The organism is Streptomyces sp. NPDC025721 (assembly GCF_055558595.1).
In genome coordinates, this window is sequence record NZ_JBVHMF010000006.1 from 19,652 (window position 1) to 37,416 (window position 17,765).

The window sequence follows — 17,765 nt, forward strand, 5'->3', positions numbered from 1 at the left end:
CACCTTAAGGCAACCTTATGCCAGCCTTAAGGAATGGGAGGCCGCCACCATCCGCTGTGATGGTTGCATACGTCAACTCCACTGATCAGCAGGGCCGTTGAGGGGTGTTCTGTGCCCAGGGCATATGCCTAGTCACAGGTGTGGGGCGGCGTACTCCGTCGGACGAATTCCCCCGGTTACCCCTCGGAGCGCTGCAATTGCAGCCATCATGAAGTCATGGCGGGCCGGGGAGCATCTGAGCAGCCGCAGCGGGTGGACACCGCCGCGGGTGCGGTTCCCGTTCTCACCGACGACACGGCGGCCAAGGCCCTCGATCTGTACGGCGACCCGTCCGTCCAGGAGGTCCATCTGACCTCCCGTCCCGAATCCGCCTCCACCGCCCGGCGCCTGGCGCTCTCCGTGGTACGGGTCTGGGGCCTCCCGCAGTTCGCCGACACCGTGGAACTGCTCGTCTCCGAACTCGTGGGCAACGCCGTACGGCACACCGGGGCGCGGACGTTCGGGCTGCGGATGCACTGGCGCCGGGGCTGGGTCAGGGTCGAGGTGCGGGACCCCTCGCGGGCGCTGCCCTGCCTGCTGCCGGTCCGCGGCCTGGACGCCAGCGGCCGGGGCCTGTTCCTGGTGGACAAGCTCTCCGACCGCTGGGGCGTCGACCTCCAGCCGCGCGGCAAGACGACATGGTTCGAACTGCGGGTCCCGGAGCGGTAGTTCGCGCCCGGCGCCTGAGCCGGGGCCGTCGTGCGGGGGCATCGGGGCCGTACCGCCGTGACAGGCCCGGATATTGTGAAGAGGCCCTTCGCGTCGTGGTAACGACTGCGCAAGGGCCTCTTCGAACCGCCGCGAAGCAAGGGGGGTGTGGTTCGCGGCGTCTGTGGAACGGCCGAGCGCGGGTCGGTGCGGGCCGTTGAGAAGACTCTGGCACGCAGTGCCAGGCATGGTCAAACGCGCATATGGCTCACATCTGGACAAAAGAGGCATTGCGCCGCGCAAAGCAAGGGTGATGTGCGCCACCCGCCTTGTAAACCATGGATAAGTACGTTCATCTTCTTCTAATGATCGGGACCCTCGGGTATGTGGGGGGCGCGCCCCTGAGGAGGGGTGGGGGTAGCCCCCACACGCAATGGGGGACACACCTGATGGGCCCGCGCGCGGCCGTGCGGAAGAGTCGGTGACACGACGACGGGCGCCCTCAGCGGCCGTCAACGACACAGGAGTTGACCATGGCCGCCAGCACGGCGATCACCGGCCGGGCGGCCATCGCGTCCCCGTCCTCGCGCACCGCGGCCCTCGCCTCCTTCGTGCGGTTCGTGCTGTGCGGCGGCGGAGTCACCATCCTCGCCAGCGGCGTCCTCCTGCTGATCGGCGACAGCGTCCCCCTCGCCCTGTCCAACGCCGTCGTCACCATCGGCTCCACGGTCCTGGCCACCGAACTCCACGGCCGCTTCACCTTCGGCCGGGGCGGCGCCACCTGGTCCGACCACTGCGCCTGCGCGCTCACCGTCCTGCTGTCGTACCTCTTCACCACCGGGGCGCTGCTCGCCTACGCCTCCGTGTATCCGTCCGGCGACGCCCTCACCCGGCAGGGCGTCTACATCGCGGCCTCCGCCCTCGCCGGCCTCGGCCGCTTCCTGCTCCTGCGGCTCGTCGTCTTCCGGCCGGCCCGCCGCGGTGTCCGGCTCGGCCGCGCGGCGGTCGCCGTCGCGGCCTGACGCCCGACCGGTGACGGCTGCCCGCGGTCTACGCGGTGTCCGCCGCCGTACGGGCGAGGGCGGCGGCCTCGCCGCGGGAGGCGACGCCGAGCTTGGCGAGGATGTTGGCGACGTGGAATTTCACGGTGGACTCGCTGATGTGGAGAGCGAGGGCGATCTCGCGGTTGCGGCGCCCGAGGGCGAGCTCTTCGAGGACCTGCCGTTCCCTCGGATGGAGGGCGTCCAGCGGCCCGGCCGCAGCGGGGGCGGCCGGGAGGTCGGGGGACAGCGGCAGGGTGACGGTGAGGGTGGAGCCCCAGCCGGGCAGGGCGTCGAGGACGAGCCGCCCGCCGAGCGCCGTGAGCCGGTCGGTGAAGCGGTGGACGGCGAGCGCCTCCGGGGCGAGCAGGCCGGGCCCGTCGTCGCGTACCAGCACGCGGAGCGTGTCCTCGTCGAGCTGCCAGCTCACATGGAGCCGCCCCAGGTCGCCCTGCTCCAGCATGGCCAGGACGGCCCCGCGTACCGCCGCCCGCGCGCCGTGGGCCACGTCGGCGGCCAGCGTACGGCGGGAGGCGGGAGGGCGCAGGTCCAGCTCGACGGGGCTGTAGCGCAGCAGCGGGCGCAGCTCGGCGGTGAGGCGGCCGAAGGCGGCGTCCGCGGGCTCCTCGCTCAGCTCCCGGTCCAGGTCGGCGCCCGCGCGCAGGTCGATCAGGGCCGCGACGGCCAGGTCGACGGCGCCGCGCCGCGCGGCGGTGTCGTCCAGCGACGCGGCGCGCAGCGTACCGAGGATCGCCGACAGTACGGAGGAGTGCGCGTCGGTCAGCTCCGCGATGGCCCGCGCCCTGGCCGCGGCGGCGGCCCGCGAACTGGCCGCCTGCGTCGGTCCTGCCTCCGCCATCCGGCGCTCCTGGTTGACGGTGACCAGGTCCCACAGGCCCTGCGCCACCGCAGTGACGTCGGCGTCCAGCGGCTCGGCCGAGGAGCGTACGACGACCAGCAGCGGGCCCGCGCCCGCGCCCGTGTCTGCGGTCTCGGTGGTCTCGGCGGGCTCGGCGAACTCACGCGTGGAAGCGACGGCGAGCACCGGGTGCGGCGTCCCGGCCAGCACCGCCTCGCCCTGCCAGGGCGCGCCCGCCGTCACCCGCCCGGCCAGGCGCGTCAGTTCGGCGCCGGTGATCCGGCCGGTCAGCTCCTCGTCCCCGAAGGCCGCCGTCGGAGTGAACGTGCAGACGGCGCTCCGCCGGGCGACCGCCCGGTGCGGCACCAGGTCGGTCAGCACCTCCGACAGCCGCCGCATGGTGTCGGGCAGCGGTGCGCGGGTGACGACCAGGGCCCGCGCGAGGGCGTCCTGCGGGCGGATTCCGTCATGGCTCGGCATGCCTCCCGAGCGTACGGCGGCGATGATGGGCGCGGACTGTCCTTTCGGCCGGGCGGAACCGTCCGAACGGCGGGCCGGGTCGGCGGCGGCCCGCGGCGATGCTGGAAAGTGCCCTGAAGGACCCCGGGGAGTGCCGGGGACACCCGGGGAGTTCCCCGGGACACCCGGGGAATGCCCGGGGACGCCCGGGGAACGCCTAGGAGGTGCCGGCGGAACGCCCGGGGAATGCCGCCTTCGCACCGGGGCGCCGCGTCTCCTCGGGCGCCCGCCAAGGCAATTGCTTCAGGTTTCCGAATGTTCTCGAATATTTCCGAGCCCTCCGAAGGATTGTGAACCCATGACGAAGTCCATCGCCTTCACCGAATACGGCTCCGCGGACGTGCTGCGGGCCGTGGACACCGACGTGCCGGAGCCGGGCCCCGGCCAGGTGCGGATCACGGTGCGCACGGCGGGCGTGAACCCGCTCGACAGCAAGATCCGCGCCGGTTACATGGAGCAGGTCTTCCCCGTGGACTTCCCGCATGTGCCGGGCCTTGAGGCGGCGGGTGTCGTCGAGGCGCTGGGCGAGGGCGTCGAGGGCCTGGCGGTCGGCGACGACGTCTTCGGCCAGACCGCCACCGGCGCCTACGCCGAGCGGGCGCTTGCCGAGGTCGCGAAGGTCGCCCTCAAGCCCGGCACGCTGAGCTGGGAGCAGGCGGCGGCGCTGCCGGTCGCGGCGGAGACCGCGTACCGCGCGCTGGACATGCTCAAGGTGCGGCCCGGCGAGACGCTGCTGATCCACGGCGCGGCGGGCGGCGTCGGCACCGTCGCCGTACAGTTCGCGGTCGCGCGCGGCGTCAAGGTCGTCGGCACGGCGAGCGAGGCCAACCACGAGCACCTGCGGGCGCTCGGCGCGGTCCCGGTCGCCTACGGGGACGGGCTGGTGGAACGGGTGCGGGCCGCCGCGCCCGAGGGGATCGACGCGGCGCTCGACGCGGCCGGGCGGGGCGACGCGCTCCAGGCGTCGGTCGAGCTGACCGGCGGCACCGAGCGGGTGCTGTCCATCGCGGACGCGCCGGGCGCGGGCAAGCTCGGCGTCCGCTTCACCTCGGGCGCCGAGGGGTACTACGGCGAGCCCGCCTTCGCGGAGGCGCTGGCGCTGTTCGCCGCGGACAAGCTGACCATCGCCGTCCACGAGGTGTTCCCGCTGGAGGCGGCGGCCGACGCGCAGCGCGCGAGCGAGGCCGGGCACCTGACCGGCAAGATCGTGCTCAAGGTGTCCGAGGGCGTCTGAACCCCCGGACCCGGGGACGCGGCGTGACGGCGGGCGGTACGGGCGGGCTCCGTGCCGCCCGCAGCCGTGCCGCCCGCCGCCGTGTGGCCCGCGATCCCTGTGAGGTCCCCGGCCCTCGTGGGGTCCCCGGCCCCTGTGAGGTCCCCGGCCCTTGTGAGGTCCCCGGCCCTTGTGAGGTCCCCGATTCCTGTTAAGTTAGGGCACCCTAACCTTAATGATCAGAGGGAGTCAGGGTGAGCAGCGAGGTCTTCAGGGACGCCTGGGGCATCCCCCACCTCCGCGCGGACAGCGCCCGCGAACTCGCCTTCGCTCAAGGCCGGAACGCCGCCGTCGACCGGGCTTGGCAGCTGGAGACCGAACGGCACCGCGCGGAGGGCGGCACCGCCGCGTTCCTCGGCGCCGACGCCGTCGAGTGGGACCGCTTCGCCCGCCGCGCGCTGCTGGCCGACACCGCCCGCCGCTGCCACGCCCGGCTCGACCGGGACACCGCGCGGTGGGTCGCCGCCTACGTGGACGGCGTCAACGCCGGGCTGCCCCAAGGCGCGGCGCAGGCACCGGAGTTCGCCGCCACCGGCCTCGCACCCGGCCGCTGGCAGCCCTGGACGCCGCTGGCCGTCTGGCTCTCCACCCACATCCTCTTCGCGGGCTTCCCCGCCAAACTCTGGCGGTACGAGGCGGCCCGGCGGCTCGGCCCGGACGCCGTCGCGGCCTTCGCCACCGACGGGCCCGGCACCGCGGGCAGCAACGGCTGGCTGATCACCGGGGACCGCACCGCCACGGGCGCGGCGCTCCTCGCGGGCGACCCGCACCGCTTCATCGAGGCACCGGGCGTCTACCAGCAGATCCGCCTGGCCTGCCCGGAGTTCGACGTCGTCGGCCTCGCCGTCCCCGGCGTCCCGGGCCTCGCCCACTTCGGCCACACCGGCCGGGTCGCCTGGGCCATCACCAACGCCATGGCCGACTACCAGGACCTCTACCGCGAACACCTGCGCCGCGCCCCCGACGGCTCCGTCCGGGCCCTCGGCCCCGACGGCTGGGAGCCCGCCGCTTCCCGTACCGAGTCCGTCGCCGTCGCGGACGCCGACCCCGTCCGCGTCGAGATCGTCGAGACCGCACGCGGCCCGGTGATCATCGGCGGCCCCGACGCGCCGGAGAACCCCGACGCGCCCGAGAGCCCCGACGCGCCCGAGACCCCCGCCGCGTCGGACGGCGGCGCGTCGGACGGCGGCGCGTCGGACGGCCGCGCGGACACCATCTGGAACGCCGTCAGCCTGCGCTGTCCCGCCCGCGCCGGAGCCGAACTCGGCTTCTCCGCACTGCCGTCGCTGCTGCGCGCCACCACCGTCGGCGACGTCGACCGGGCGCTGGACGGCTGGGTCGAGCCGGTCAACGTCGTGCAGGCCGCCGACACCGAGGGCGGCCTCCTGCACCGGACGGCGGGCCGGGTGCCCGTACGGCATCCGGACAACTCCCTGTACGCCGTGCCCGCGTGGCGGAAGGAGCACGCGTGGACCGGCGCCTACGCGCCCCTGCCGCGCGCCGACGTCCGCGACGGCCTCGCGGTGATGGCCAACGCGCGCGAACTGGCCGCCCCGCTCGGCACCGAATTCGCCGCGCCGCACCGCGCGCGCCGCATCCGCCGCCTCCTGGCATCCGCCGACGACTGGACGGCGGACGGCATGGGGGCGATCCACACCGACGTCCATCTCGGCTCCGCCCGCGCCCTGTTGGACCACGTCGCCGACCTCCAGGGCCCTGACACGCCGCCGCTGAGTCCCGCGGCCTCCGCTCTCGGCGCACGACTCCTGCGCTGGGACCGGCGGATGGCGGCCGAGAGCACTGACGCCGCGTCATACGCCGTACTGCGGGCGGCGGTCGTCCGCGGTCTCGCCGCGCACCCCGCGCTCGCCCCGCTGACCGAACTCGTCCATCCGCCGTCGTATCCCGCGACGTTCACGCCGTGGCTGGCACTGGTGCCCCGGGTGGCGTTCGCGCTGGAGACGCTGCTGGGCGGCGGGCTCATACCCGCGCGGGACCGGGCCGAGATCGTACGGGCCGCGCTGGAGGAGACGGCGGGGGCCGGTGCGGGGGAGGCGGGCGCGGGGGAGCGGACCTGGGGGGAACTGCACCGGCTCGCGCCCTGGCAGGCGCTGCCGCCCGACGCGTACGGGCACGCACCCGAGGTGTGGCCGGGGCTGGCGGGGGACCACGACTGCGTGCTGTCCACGTCCAGCGTCCCCGGCATCACCCACCACAGCCTGCGCGGGCCCGCCGCCCGCTACGTATGGGATCTGGCCGACCGTGAGAACAGCCGGTGGGTCGTGCCCTTCGGAGCGAGCGGAGTGCCCGGCGGCCCGCACCACCGCGACCAGCTTCCGTACTGGCTGCGCGGCGACCTCGTCCCCGTGGTCACCGACTGGACCCGACTCACCAGGGAGACCTCTGTGCCCGAAGCCTCCGAAGCGCCCGAAGCTCCGAAAGCACCCGAAGCGCCTGCCGCTGGCTCCGCTGGAGCCGCCGCCTTTCACGGGCCGCCCGCCGGCTTCGGGACCGTCCGCTTCGTGCCCGTCGACCCCGACCGGGACATCGGCCTCATCCACGCGTGGGTCACCCAGGAGCGGGGCCGGTTCTGGGGCATGGGCGACGCGACCCGCGACCAGGTGCGCGAGATCTACGCCTTCCTGGACTCGCTCGACACCCACCACGCCTATCTGGTCCGCCGCGACGACCGCCCCGTGGCCCTCTTCCAGACCTACCAGCCGGAGGCCGACCCCATCGGCGACTTCTACGAGCGGCTGCCCGGTGACGTCGGCGTCCACGTCTTCGTCGGCCCCATCGACCCCGGCGCCGAACGCGAACCCGACTACACGCGGCACCTGTTGACCGCCCTCCTCGCCCACGTCTTCGCCGACCCCGCCTGCCGCCGTATCGTCGCGGAACCCGACGCCCGCAACACCCGCGCGATCGACCGTCTCCTCAGCACCGGCTTCACCCTCGGCCCCCGCGTCGAACTCCCGGACAAACCCGCTCAGTTCGTCTTCCTCACACGCGACTTGACCACTGGTTGACCAAAAGAAAGCCGATACCGCGACCGGGAACCCTTCACGTAGCGTGAAACGTCTCTACTGATGATCAGCTGTTGATCACCGGTTCACCACCCGTGAACACCACCCGCTGAACACCACGCGCCGACGGGGGAATTGACGCATGGGTCGTCCGAGCGACTGGCACATACTCGGCATGGATCGCGATCCGGTTCCGGGTGACGCGTCGCGGGTGAAGACGTTGTCGCGGCAGTTGCACGAGTTCGCGGACGATGTGGGCGGCGCGCTGCGGCTGGTGAAGGGGATGCAGTCGGAGGACGCGATCCTGGCGTGGGCGGGGCTGTCGGCGGACGCGTTCCGGGAGGAGTTCGGGTCGACGCCGAAGAACCTCGACAAGCTGCATACGTCGTACCGGATCGCGGCGGAGGCGCTGGAGTCGTACTGGCCGGATCTGGAGCACGCGCAGTACCAGGCGGACCGCGCCCTGGCCGACGGGCGCACGGCGCATGCCCGGCTGGTCTCCGCGCAGAGCGGTCTGAACGGTGCGCAGGACTGGGTGCACACGGCCACGTCGACCGCCGACTCGTACGATCCGGCGAAGAACCACGGCGCGACCGTCCCGCCGCCCGATTCGGACCAGGTCCGCCAGGCCACCCGTGACCTGGCCGCCGCCAAGGCCCGTCGGGCCGACGCCCAGCAGGCCGTCTCCTCCGCGCAGTCGGCGCTCGACGCGGCGAAGCGGCTGGCGGAGCAGGCGCGGGGTATGCGGGAGGACGCGGCGCGCCGCACGGTGGCCAGGCTGCACGAGGCGTCGGACGCGGGGATCAGGAACCGGCACTGGTGGGAGAAGGCGGTCCACTGGGTCGCCGACCACTGGGACGAGATCATCACGGTCTGCAAGTGGATCGTGGCGGTCCTCGGCATCGTCGTGATGATCATCGGCGGCCCGCTCGCCTGGCTCGTCGTCGCCGCGGCGCTGCTCGTCCTTTCCGACACCGTCACCAAATACATCCAGGGCAAGGCCACTTTGTGGGACGTGCTCTTCGCCGTCCTGGACTGCGTCCCCATGACCAAGGGCCTGACCTCCCTCGGCAAGCTCGCCGAGCTCTACAAGGCGGGCGGCCTGCTCAAGATCGGTGCCCACGCGCTGGGTTCGGCCAAGGGCGCGCTCAAGAACATGGCATCGCTGATCCGGGACGGCGGCGAGGGTCTCCGGGCGATCACGGTCGCCTTCAAGGGCGGCGACCGGCTGCCCGGCGGCACCATTCCCTTCCGCGATCTGTCACCGAAGGCCAAGCAGTTGGTGAAGGCGCTGGAGGACGGCCACATCCAGATCCGCCCCGCCGAGGTGAATGTCACCCACCTCGCGGAACTCCAGAAATTCGCGGGTGTGGAACACGCCATCGTCCAGGGCCCCGGCGGTGAACTGCGGCTTTTCCGGGGCACGGAGATCGGCAGTTCCATTCCGAAGGACCTGCGCGGCCGGGGCTACAAGTTCACCGTCCACACTCACCCCGAGGACCGCATACCGGGGCCGCCGACCGATATCGAACGGGCCCGGGGAATGCGGAACAGTATGCAGTTCGACCTCGACAACAAGGCGAGCAGGCACGTGGAAGCCGTGGTCAGCCGCGACGGCAATGTCACGTTCTTCGACCACAACGGAATTATCGACGTGCCACAGGGGCAATATCCGCCGGGCGGTCCCATGAATGACCGCGGGTACGTGGTGAGAGTGCCTCATGTATAGTCGGCGTGAATCACCTTCAGCGACGGCATTGAGTGTGAGTACGGAGGATTCGGGCGCGATGAACGGACCCAACGCCTGCCAGTTCTGCGGACGTTATGTCCTCCAGGTGCCGGGCTGGACCACGTTCGTGAAGAGCTACCGAATGCTGCTGGCGCCCTGGGACCCCCAAGAGGTGTTCCTGGAAGGCTCCTTCCACCACTCGTGCCTGCGCACCTCCCCGTACCGGCGGGAGTTCCGCGCGGACGCGCTGCGGCAGCTCACCCAGGGCGACCACGACGTGGAGGTCGAGTTCGAGGGGCGGACCCGGCAGCAGCGCCGCCCCGGAATGGCCTTCACCGAGCAGGTGTTCTTCGGTGCGTCCGGCGAGCTGTTCCGCCATGCCAACGTCGACAGCTGGGTGTTCGTCGAGAAGGACGGCCCCTGGCATTTCCTCTCCGCCGACGACGTGCGGACGCTCGCCGCAGGGAGTCCGCTGCGGAAGTCCTCGGAAGCCGGTACGACACGGCTGCCGAGCGACCCCGGCGAATCCGTCGCCGAATGGACGCTGCCGGAACTGCTCGACTTCCTCGAAGTCCGCGACCTCTACCAGGAAGTGCTCGACGGGCTCGAACCCGAATACACCTTCTGGGAGTACAACGCCATCGCGCCGAAATACTTCCTCGACTACTCGGTGGACTGCGTCCAGCCGCTCCCCGCCGAACTGGCCGCATTCTGCGCCACCTACACGTACCGCGCCCGCAGCCTGGACTGGGAGGACGGCGACGCATGAGCGAGGACCGGCTGGCGATACCGCTCGACCTGCTGGAGGACTTCGCCACGATGCTCGGGTCGATCACCAAGCGGCTCGACGACACGAAGGCGACCCTGCGGGCCTTCGAGGACGACATGGGCGACGGCAGCGTCGCCGGCGCGCTCGACCACTTCCAGTCCAACTGGAAGGACGGCAGGGGCGACATCCACAAGCAGCTCACCGGCCTGGAGAAGATGGCGACCACCGTGGTCAGCGAGATCCGCAAGGTGGACACCGACCTGGCCAAGCAGCTCGCCGACTCCACCGAGAGCGCCCCCGGCCCGCAGCAGGGGCCCGCCCCGCACGGCACGAAGGAATAGCCGGTCATGAACGAGAGCACGCCGGAAGCCCCCGCCGCCCCGCCGGTCGGCGTCTCCCTGTCCGTACCCGAGTCGTGGTGGGAGTTCGACGTACGGCCCGAGGGCCGCGAGGAGACCGTCCGCGCGCTGATCGACGCGCGCGTCCGGGCCGTCCCCGAACTGGCCCCGTACCGCAAGGACCTGGTCGCGCTGCTGCGCCGGATGGCCCGTGACGCCCATGACGCGGGGGCGCTCTACTGCGGCTGCATGGCCGAGAACTTCGAGGGCGTCCCGCTGACCGCGATGGTCACCGTCACCGTCGTGAGCGCCACCGGCTCCCAGGGCTCCACGCTGAGCACCGACCCGCGCGTCATCGCCGACACGCTCAGGACGATCACGCCCCGCCGCGAAGGCGACGCCTGGCGGCGGGTCACCACCGTCGAGATCCCCGAAGTCGGCCTGTGCGCCCGCACGGTGGGCGTCGAGGACGTCCCCGTCGAGCAGGGCGACACCCGCACGGTCCGGATGGCGCTCACCCAGACCTACATCCCCGTTCCCGGCCGCCCCGCCGAGATCGTCCTCGTCTCCGGCGCCAGCCCCGTCCTCGACCTCGCCGAAGCGTTCCACGACATCTTCGACGCGGTGACGAGCACCTTCCGCTTCGCGACGGCGTAGGACACGCGGCGGTACGCGGCGAGGGCGGGCGGGCCCGGCAGGGGGTCCGCCCGCCCTGGTACGCGGGGGAGGCGTTCAACTCTCCTGGAGGTGCGGGCTTCGGGCGGTGTCAGCTTCCGAAGACCTGGAAGTCCCAGAGGGAGTAGCCGTAGGCCGTGGCGCGTTGGGTGCCGTACACGCGGATGTAGCGGCCGGTGCAGTTGACGTTGAGGGTCTGGAGGCCGCCGGTGCCCGCCGTGGTGCTGTAGCAACTGGTCCAGTTGGTGCCGTCGTTGGAGACCTGGATCTGGAACGCCTTGGCGTAGGCGGCCTCCCAGTTGAGCTTGACCTGGTTGACGGCGTGCGAGGCGCCGAGGTCGACGCGCAGCCACTGCGGGTCGCTGAAGGCGCTGGACCAGCGGGTGGTGGTGCTGTTGTCGACGGCGGCCGAGGCGGGGGTGCCCGCGTTCTCCGTGGAGGAGGCCGTCGCGGGCTTGTTCAGCGCCAGGTTGGTGCCGTTGGACGGCGGAGTGGTGCTGCCCGGGCCCTTGTTGTAGACGGCCACGTAGTCGATGTTCATCTGGCCGCCGCTGACGGTCGCCGCGTTGGGGCCGCCGCCGAAGGCGTCGGGGAAGCCGCCGCCCATCGCGAGGTCGTAGATGATGAAGAACGGGTGGTCCACCGCGTTGGCCCAGGTCGTGGCGTCGACCTGATTGGCGTTGACGGTGAAGTAGTTGGCGCCGTCCAGGTACCAGCGGATCTGCTCGGGCGAGACCGAGCGGTCGATCTGCACGGCGTAGGTGTGGTAGCCGGTCTGGCAGCCGGAGCAGGCGCGTTCACCGCTGCCGATGCCGGTGGACTCGTTGCACGGACCGCCGGGGTTGACGCCGCAGTGCAGCGTGCCGAACACCGAACTGCGGGAGTTGATGTCCTCCATGATGTCGACCTCGCCGGAGGTCGGCCACGTGGTGCCGGTGCGCAGCGTCGAGCCGAGCATCCAGAACGCGGGCCAGTAGCCGGCGCCGTTGGCGGTCGTCAGATTCGGCTGCTGGATCGACGACTGCATCATCACGACGCCGCCGGGAGGCGCCCCGAAGGACGACGACTGCGTCTCGATCCGGCCCGAGGTCCAGCCCGCGCGCGGGTCGCTGCCCGAGTGGAGGGCGCGCAGCACGAGATGGCCGTTGCCGTCCTGGAAGACATTGGACGTGCTGTTGGTCATCGTCTCGATCTCACCGGTGCCGAAGCTGCTGCCGGGGCCGGTGTCGTACTTCCAGTTGCCGCCGTCGACCCCGGTGCCCGAGGCGCCGTTGAAGTCGTCGCTCCAGGTGGTGGTGAAACCGGCCGGAGGGGCGGGTACGGCGGCGGGTGCGACGGCCGGGGCCGCCGCGGGGGTGGCCGCGCCGCCCGGGCTCGCCACCGCCGTCAGGCCGGCCAGGGCCAGCGCGCCGACGGCCAGTGCCGCGAGGCCGATCCGGGTGCGGGAGCGGCGCCCGCGGTGCGACGCGGCGCCGGCCGTACCGGCCCGGTCCTGAGGGTCGTGCCCGTGGTCCTGCTCTGGTGCGTGTCCGGTGGACATGCGAGATCTCCTGTCCCGACGAAGCGTTGTGGGGGGTGCGCCCGTGTGCGGAGTACGGCGTGACCGCCGCGTACGGCGTGACCGCCGTGTACGCCGGGGCCGTTGAGCGCGGCGTGACCGCTGGGTGCGGCGGGACCGCGCGGTACGGCGTAACCGTTTCCGGCGGCTCAGGGCGCGTGCGGGAGCGCTGACTGCGAGAGGCTGCCGTGTGGCATCGCGCTGCCTTCCGGCGTGGCGTGCATGAGGACTCCTGACCGGGTGGGGGGCCGTGTACAGGGTGGGGCACGCTCGTGAGAGCGCTCTCTCGAACAGGTAATGGTCTATAACTCCGCCATGCGCGCGTCAAGGCGTGGGGCAGGAAAGCCGGGCAGCGCGAAGGGGCGGACCCCGCCGGGCCCGCCCCTCACATGTGCCTCACGCGTCACTCAGCCGTACGACGACCTGCGACGACGTGCCGCCGTACGAATGACGACCTGCTACGGCTTGATCTTGACGACCTGCGGGTCGTGGTCGCTCGTCTGGTTGGCGAACTCCGAGTTGATGTGCACCACGTCGTAGTCGACGTGCTTCAGGCTGGGGCTGACCAGGATGTGGTCCAGGACCTGGGAGTTGCCCTCGTACACGTAGGAGTAACGCTCGTCCTTGGGCAGGGTGTTGACCAGGTCGGTGAGGACCGTGCCGTTGCCGGTGAGGGCCTGGGCGGCGGGCGAGAACTGGTAGTCGTTCAGGTCGCCGAGGACCACGACGTTGGCGTTGCGGTCGGCCTTCTCGAGCTGCTGCACGAAGTCGTGCTCCAGGATCGCCTGGCGGTTGCGCTGCACCTCCGAGCTGCGGACCGGCGGCTGGAAGCGGCTGTCGATGCCCTGGTCGCCGCCCTTGCTGTTGAAGTGGTTCGCGATCACGAACAACTTCTCGCCGCGGAAGGTGAATTCGCCCACCAGCGGCTTGCGGCTGCTGTTCCACGCCGGGTCGGCGGGCGCGATGCGGCCGGGGGAGACGGTCAGCGCGGTCTTGGAGCCGGTGCCGGTGATGCCCACCGCGGTGGTGGAGTCGCCGCCGGGACGGTCGACGAAGCTGACACGGTCGGGGTTGAACAGGAACACCGAGCGGATGTTGCCGCCGGGCTCCCCGCCGTCCTTGTCGTTGACCGGGTCGATCGAGCGCCACTGATAACTCGGGCCGCCCGCCGCCTTGATGGCGTCGGTCAGCTTGGTCAGCGTCTTGTCCGCGGCGACCGTGCCGTCGTCGGTGGCGCCGTTGTTGTCCTGGATCTCCTCCAGCGCCACGATGTCGGGCGAACGGAGGTTGGTGACCAGGCCCTTGGCGAGCGCGTCGAACTTCGACTGCGGGTTGCCGGGCGCCAGGTTCTCCACGTTGTACGTGGCGATCGTCGCCTGGTCCGACTTGGCCTTGTCGGTCACCTCGGGCTTGAGGCCACCGCTCTTGACCGTGCCGATCGTGCGCGCCTGGACGGCGAAGGTGCCCGCGTACTGGTTGTAGTCCAGCGGACCCGCCGTCGTACCGCGCAGCGTGTCGCCGACGTTCGCCACCGGGAACGCCTGCGTGGCGGTCGGGATGAGCGACTGCACCATCAGGCGGCCGGAGTTGGGCTGGTCGTAGCCCGTGTAGAGGGTGCCGCCGCGCTTGGTCTTGTTCTGGTCCGCCTTGACCGTCACCCACAGCTCGGAGTACGGGTCGGTGGCGCCGACGACGCGGCTGTCACCGATCTGCACGTTCATGCCCTCGAGCGAGGCGAAGAGGTCGAGCGCGTACTCGTCGGGACGCAGCGGCAGGTTCTCGATCGTGCCGCCGCCGACGGCCGGGACGAACGCGTCGGGGACGCTCTTCTTGTCCAGGACGACGGGCGCGGGGAGCGCGTTGCCGTGCGAGACCACCGTGGCGGCGGCCTTGGTCAGCTCGGTCACCGGCTGGCCGCCGGCGGAGGTGCCGCCCGGGTAGTAGTCGGAGACGGTGCCCGCGAGCGAGACGCTGTCGCCGACCGCGACGGTCGGGGTGACCGAGCCGGTGAAGACGTAGATGCCCTCGCTGGTACGGGGGTTGGCGTCCGGCGTCGGGTCCTGCACCCAGTAGCCCTGCGAGGAGCCGAAGGAGCGGACGCCGATGACGATGCCGGTCACGCCGGTGACCGCCTTGCCCGCGAGCGGGGAGAGCCGGGTGTCGCCCTGGATGTCGTGGATCTTCGCCTCGACGCCGGTCGGGGGCGAGGTGGGCGGCGTGGTCGGCGGGGTGGTGGGGGGCGTCGTCGGGCCGCCGCCGTCGCCCGCGGCGCCCGGAGTGGGCGCGCCCGCGGTGAAGTCCGCCGCGTTGTCGTCGGTGTCCGTCAGGGCGGGGCGCGCCACCGAGTCGGTGTTGCTCGCCCCGGCCGCCGGGCCGTTGCCCTCGAACACCGCGGCCGTGCCGTAGCCGACCAGGTCGCGGATGGTGCCGTCGGCGGCGCAGTCCGCCTTCGTCACGCAGGTCAGCGGGTCGGTGCCGTGCACAAGGGCGACCGTTCCCGTCGTACCGGACATGTTGATGGCGCCGACCACGTTCGGCGACGGCAGCGCCGTCGTCCCGCCGGTGCCCGCGGCCTCCTGCACCAGATACCGCGCGCCCGCGCCGAGCGACCCGGTCAGCGGCGTCACCTGCCACTTGGACGTCGGCGTCGGCGCGCCCGGCAGGTACTGCACGCTGTACCCGCTCAGGTCCAGCGGAGCGCTGCCCGAGTTGGCCAGCTCGATGAAGTCGTTCGTATACGTGGCACCGGAGTTGCCGCCGCCGCCGTACACCTCGGACACCATCACATCGGCGGACGGCGTCGCGAAGGCGGTGTGCACGCCGACCGCGGCCAGCACCACAGCGCCGGCTATCCCGATCGTGACCAGCCGCTTGCGGTTCCCGGCAGTACCGGGTCTGTCAGGGCGGGGCTCTGCCCCAGAGATGTGCGACACCGGTGAGGGTCTCCTTCGTGCGGTGCGTTGAACGCGATGAATACGTCGTGTTTCCACGTCTCATGACGGCACATCACCATGAGCCGGAATGAGCGATCCGGCTCAAGATACGCGCGTAGACCCCGCCGTAGAAGGAGCCGAGAGGTTAAATCTGCGTAGTTCCCGACGACGCTTTCCCGTACCGCCGATCAGTCCCCCCGCCCAGTGCTACCGCCAGGACCGCGGTCGCGGTCCGGGCGGACCGGTGCCCGGTCGGGCGGACAGGGGCGTCGGATGGTGCGCGAGGGGTGGCGTGGCCGCCACCCGTGCCGCCGACGGTCTGGCCGCCCTCGTGAGGGTCCACCGGCTCGAACACCGCCTGGCGGGGTCCGGGTCAGGCGATGGTGACGGTGATGCCGGCTTCTTCGAAGGCGGCGGCGGTTTCCGGGGGGATGGCCTCGTCGGTGATGAGGGTGTCGATGGTTTCGAGGCCGCAGACGCGGGCGAAGGCGCGGCGGCCGATTTTGGAGGAGTCGGCGGCGATGACGACGCGTTGGGCGCGTTCGGCGAGGAGGCGGTTGATGCTGGCCTCGTCCTCGTGATGGGCGTAGACGCCCTGGGCGGGGTCGAGGGCGTCGATGCCGAGGACGGCGATGTCGAGGATGATCTCCTGGAGGACGCCGCGGGCGAGGGGGCCGGTGAGTTCGTAGGACTGGGGGCGGGCGACGCCGCCGGTGACGACGATCTTGATCTGGGGCCGGATGACGAGCTCGTTGGCGATGTTGAGGGCGTTGGTGACGACGGTGAGGGCGGGCTGGCGGGTGCCGTCCGCGGTGACGTCGCCGCGCAGGGCCAGCGCGCGGGCGACCTCGGTGGTGGTCGTGCCGCCGGTGAGGCCGACGACGTCGCCGAGGGCGACGAGGGAGGCGGCCGTCCTGCCGATGCGCTGCTTCTGGGAGGCGTGCCTGGCCGTCTTGTAGCGCAGCGGCAGCTCGTACGAGACGCCGTGCGCGACGGCCCCGCCGCGGGTGCGGGTGAGCATCTGCTGCTCGGCGAGCTGGTCCAGGTCGCGGCGGATGGTGGCGGTGGAGACGTCGAGCGTGGTCGCGACCTCCTCCACCTCCACGCGGCCGTGCTCGGCCAGCAGATCCAGCAGTGCGGTCCACCGGGCGTCCCTGGACACAGGCGTTCTCCTCCGTGACGTGATCGTCCTCGGCTTGATCGTGCGTGGTTTGGCCGGTTCGGCTTGACCGTGCGCGGCTGATCGGGCGCGGCTCGACCGGTTCGGCGTGATCGTGCGCGCACCAGCGTGGCACACGCGCGCGGACCCCACGGCCGTGCGGACTGCGCGCACCAGGAATGCTTGAAAGTGTTCGATTGTGCGGAGTAAGGTGCAAATACAAGCATCCTCGCGCAAGCACCGTCGGGAGAACCCATGCCTCTTGCAGCCGCCCGCGCGCTGATCACCGCCGCAGCGGTCGAGCACCGCGCCATCGCGGCCTTCGACGCGATCACCCTCGAACACGTACAAGCCGTCGTCGAAGGCGCGGAGTCGGTCGGCTCCCCGGTGATCATCCAGGTCAGCGAGAGCGTGGTGCAGTACTACGACGGGCGCCTGCTGCCGCTCGCCCGCGCCGCCGCGGAGACCGCGCGGGCCGCCGCCGTCCCGGTCGCGCTGCATCTGGACCGGGTGCGCAGGACGGCGCTCCTCGCCCAGGCCGCGCACTGCGGCTTCAGCTCGATCATGTACGACGCGGCGCGCCTGCCGTACGCGGAGAACGTCGCGGTGACGCGCGACGCCGCGCAGTGGGCGCACGAGCAGAATCTGTGGATCGAGGCCGACGCGGCGGCCGTCCCCGCGGGCGCGGCGACCGGTCCCGAGCCGGGCGGCGGCCCGGCCGCGGCCCGCGCCTTCGTCGCCGCGACGGGAGTCGACGCCCTGACCGTCCCGCTCGGCGCGCGCCCGGACCGCCGACTGCTGGCCCGGCTGCGTACCGCCCTCGACGTCCCCCTCGTCCTGCGCGACACGGCGGGCGCCACCGCCGGTGAACTCGGCCTCGCCGCCGCCGAGGGGATCAGCAAGGTCACCGTCGGAACCGGGCTCGACATCGCCATGACCGGCGCCGTCCGCGCCCGCCTCGCCGTGGACGACATCACCGACCCCCGCGTCTATCTCCGCGAGGGGCGGCGCGCCATGACCGCGACCGTCGCCGGGTTCATCCGGGCGCTGGACAGCCGCCTTCCGGCGGGGGCGTAAGGGGGCGTGAGGCTTCGGGCGGGGCGTGAGGCTGCGGGAGGAGGCGTGAGGAGGGCGTGAGGCTTCCGGGCGGGGGCGTGCGTGACGCTTCGGGCGGTCTGGGGCGCTGAGAGCGGCGGCGGG

At 72.0% G+C, this 17,765-nt stretch carries 13 protein-coding genes; 9 read left to right on the forward strand and 4 right to left on the reverse strand.

What is annotated here, in order from left to right; all coding sequences use genetic code 11:
* Positions 1–216 precede the first annotated feature (216 nt).
* The gene (locus ACZ4EF_RS11120; RefSeq protein ID WP_355349293.1) at positions 217–708 is read left to right on the forward strand and encodes an ATP-binding protein; all 492 of its coding nucleotides are present in this window, start codon (positions 217–219) and stop codon (positions 706–708) included.
* Positions 709–1,220: 512 nt separating this feature from the next.
* Positions 1,221–1,709 carry a hypothetical protein gene (locus ACZ4EF_RS11125; protein WP_467503997.1) on the forward strand — a complete coding sequence of 163 codons (489 nt, stop codon included), beginning with the start codon at positions 1,221–1,223 and terminating at the stop codon, positions 1,707–1,709.
* 28 nt (positions 1,710–1,737) lie between these two features.
* Here the strand turns inward: ACZ4EF_RS11125 and ACZ4EF_RS11130 are convergent, their stop codons facing one another.
* The gene (locus tag ACZ4EF_RS11130) at positions 1,738–3,066 is read right to left on the reverse strand and encodes a helix-turn-helix transcriptional regulator (protein WP_467503999.1); all 1,329 of its coding nucleotides are present in this window, start codon (positions 3,064–3,066) and stop codon (positions 1,738–1,740) included.
* 337 nt (positions 3,067–3,403) lie between these two features.
* Here ACZ4EF_RS11130 and ACZ4EF_RS11135 point away from each other — a divergent pair, with 337 nt between their 5' ends.
* From ACZ4EF_RS11135 to ACZ4EF_RS11160, 6 genes are all read left to right on the forward strand, one after another.
* Positions 3,404–4,339, forward strand: a complete 936-nt coding sequence (locus ACZ4EF_RS11135) for an NADP-dependent oxidoreductase (RefSeq protein WP_391044678.1) — start codon at positions 3,404–3,406, stop codon at positions 4,337–4,339.
* Between the two features lie 233 nt (positions 4,340–4,572).
* Complete coding sequence (locus ACZ4EF_RS11140; RefSeq protein ID WP_467504001.1) at positions 4,573–7,407, forward strand: GNAT family N-acetyltransferase; 2,835 nt, start codon at positions 4,573–4,575, stop codon at positions 7,405–7,407.
* A 139-nt stretch (positions 7,408–7,546) separates the two neighbouring features.
* Complete coding sequence (locus ACZ4EF_RS11145) at positions 7,547–9,133, forward strand: putative T7SS-secreted protein (protein ID WP_467504003.1); 1,587 nt, start codon at positions 7,547–7,549, stop codon at positions 9,131–9,133.
* Between the two features lie 58 nt (positions 9,134–9,191).
* Positions 9,192–9,902 (forward strand): hypothetical protein, encoded by a 711-nt coding sequence (locus ACZ4EF_RS11150; protein WP_467504005.1) that lies wholly within the window; start codon positions 9,192–9,194, stop codon positions 9,900–9,902.
* On the forward strand, positions 9,899–10,243 hold the full coding sequence (locus ACZ4EF_RS11155) for a hypothetical protein (RefSeq protein WP_391122829.1): 345 nt from the start codon (positions 9,899–9,901) through the stop codon (positions 10,241–10,243). The genes ACZ4EF_RS11150 and ACZ4EF_RS11155 overlap by 4 nt, the downstream gene beginning before the upstream one ends.
* A 6-nt stretch (positions 10,244–10,249) precedes the next feature.
* A complete protein-coding gene (locus tag ACZ4EF_RS11160; protein WP_355349317.1) occupies positions 10,250–10,897 on the forward strand; it encodes a hypothetical protein in 648 nt (215 codons plus the stop codon).
* A 109-nt stretch (positions 10,898–11,006) separates the two neighbouring features.
* Here ACZ4EF_RS11160 and ACZ4EF_RS11165 read toward each other — a convergent pair whose 3' ends face one another.
* From ACZ4EF_RS11165 to ACZ4EF_RS11175, 3 genes are all read right to left on the reverse strand, one after another.
* Positions 11,007–12,455 (reverse strand): discoidin domain-containing protein, encoded by a 1,449-nt coding sequence (locus ACZ4EF_RS11165; protein ID WP_355349321.1) that lies wholly within the window; start codon positions 12,453–12,455, stop codon positions 11,007–11,009.
* A gap of 476 nt (positions 12,456–12,931) precedes the next feature.
* Entirely contained in the window at positions 12,932–15,340 is a 2,409-nt protein-coding gene (locus tag ACZ4EF_RS11170) for an endonuclease/exonuclease/phosphatase family protein (RefSeq protein WP_467504167.1), read from the reverse strand.
* A gap of 439 nt (positions 15,341–15,779) precedes the next feature.
* Positions 15,780–16,568 (reverse strand): DeoR/GlpR family DNA-binding transcription regulator, encoded by a 789-nt coding sequence (locus ACZ4EF_RS11175; protein ID WP_188283080.1) that lies wholly within the window; start codon positions 16,566–16,568, stop codon positions 15,780–15,782.
* A gap of 252 nt (positions 16,569–16,820) precedes the next feature.
* On the opposite strand from ACZ4EF_RS11175, the gene ACZ4EF_RS11180 reads away from it, so the two are divergent.
* Positions 16,821–17,642 (forward strand): class II fructose-bisphosphate aldolase, encoded by an 822-nt coding sequence (locus ACZ4EF_RS11180; RefSeq protein WP_401722801.1) that lies wholly within the window; start codon positions 16,821–16,823, stop codon positions 17,640–17,642.
* Positions 17,643–17,765 lie beyond the last annotated feature (123 nt).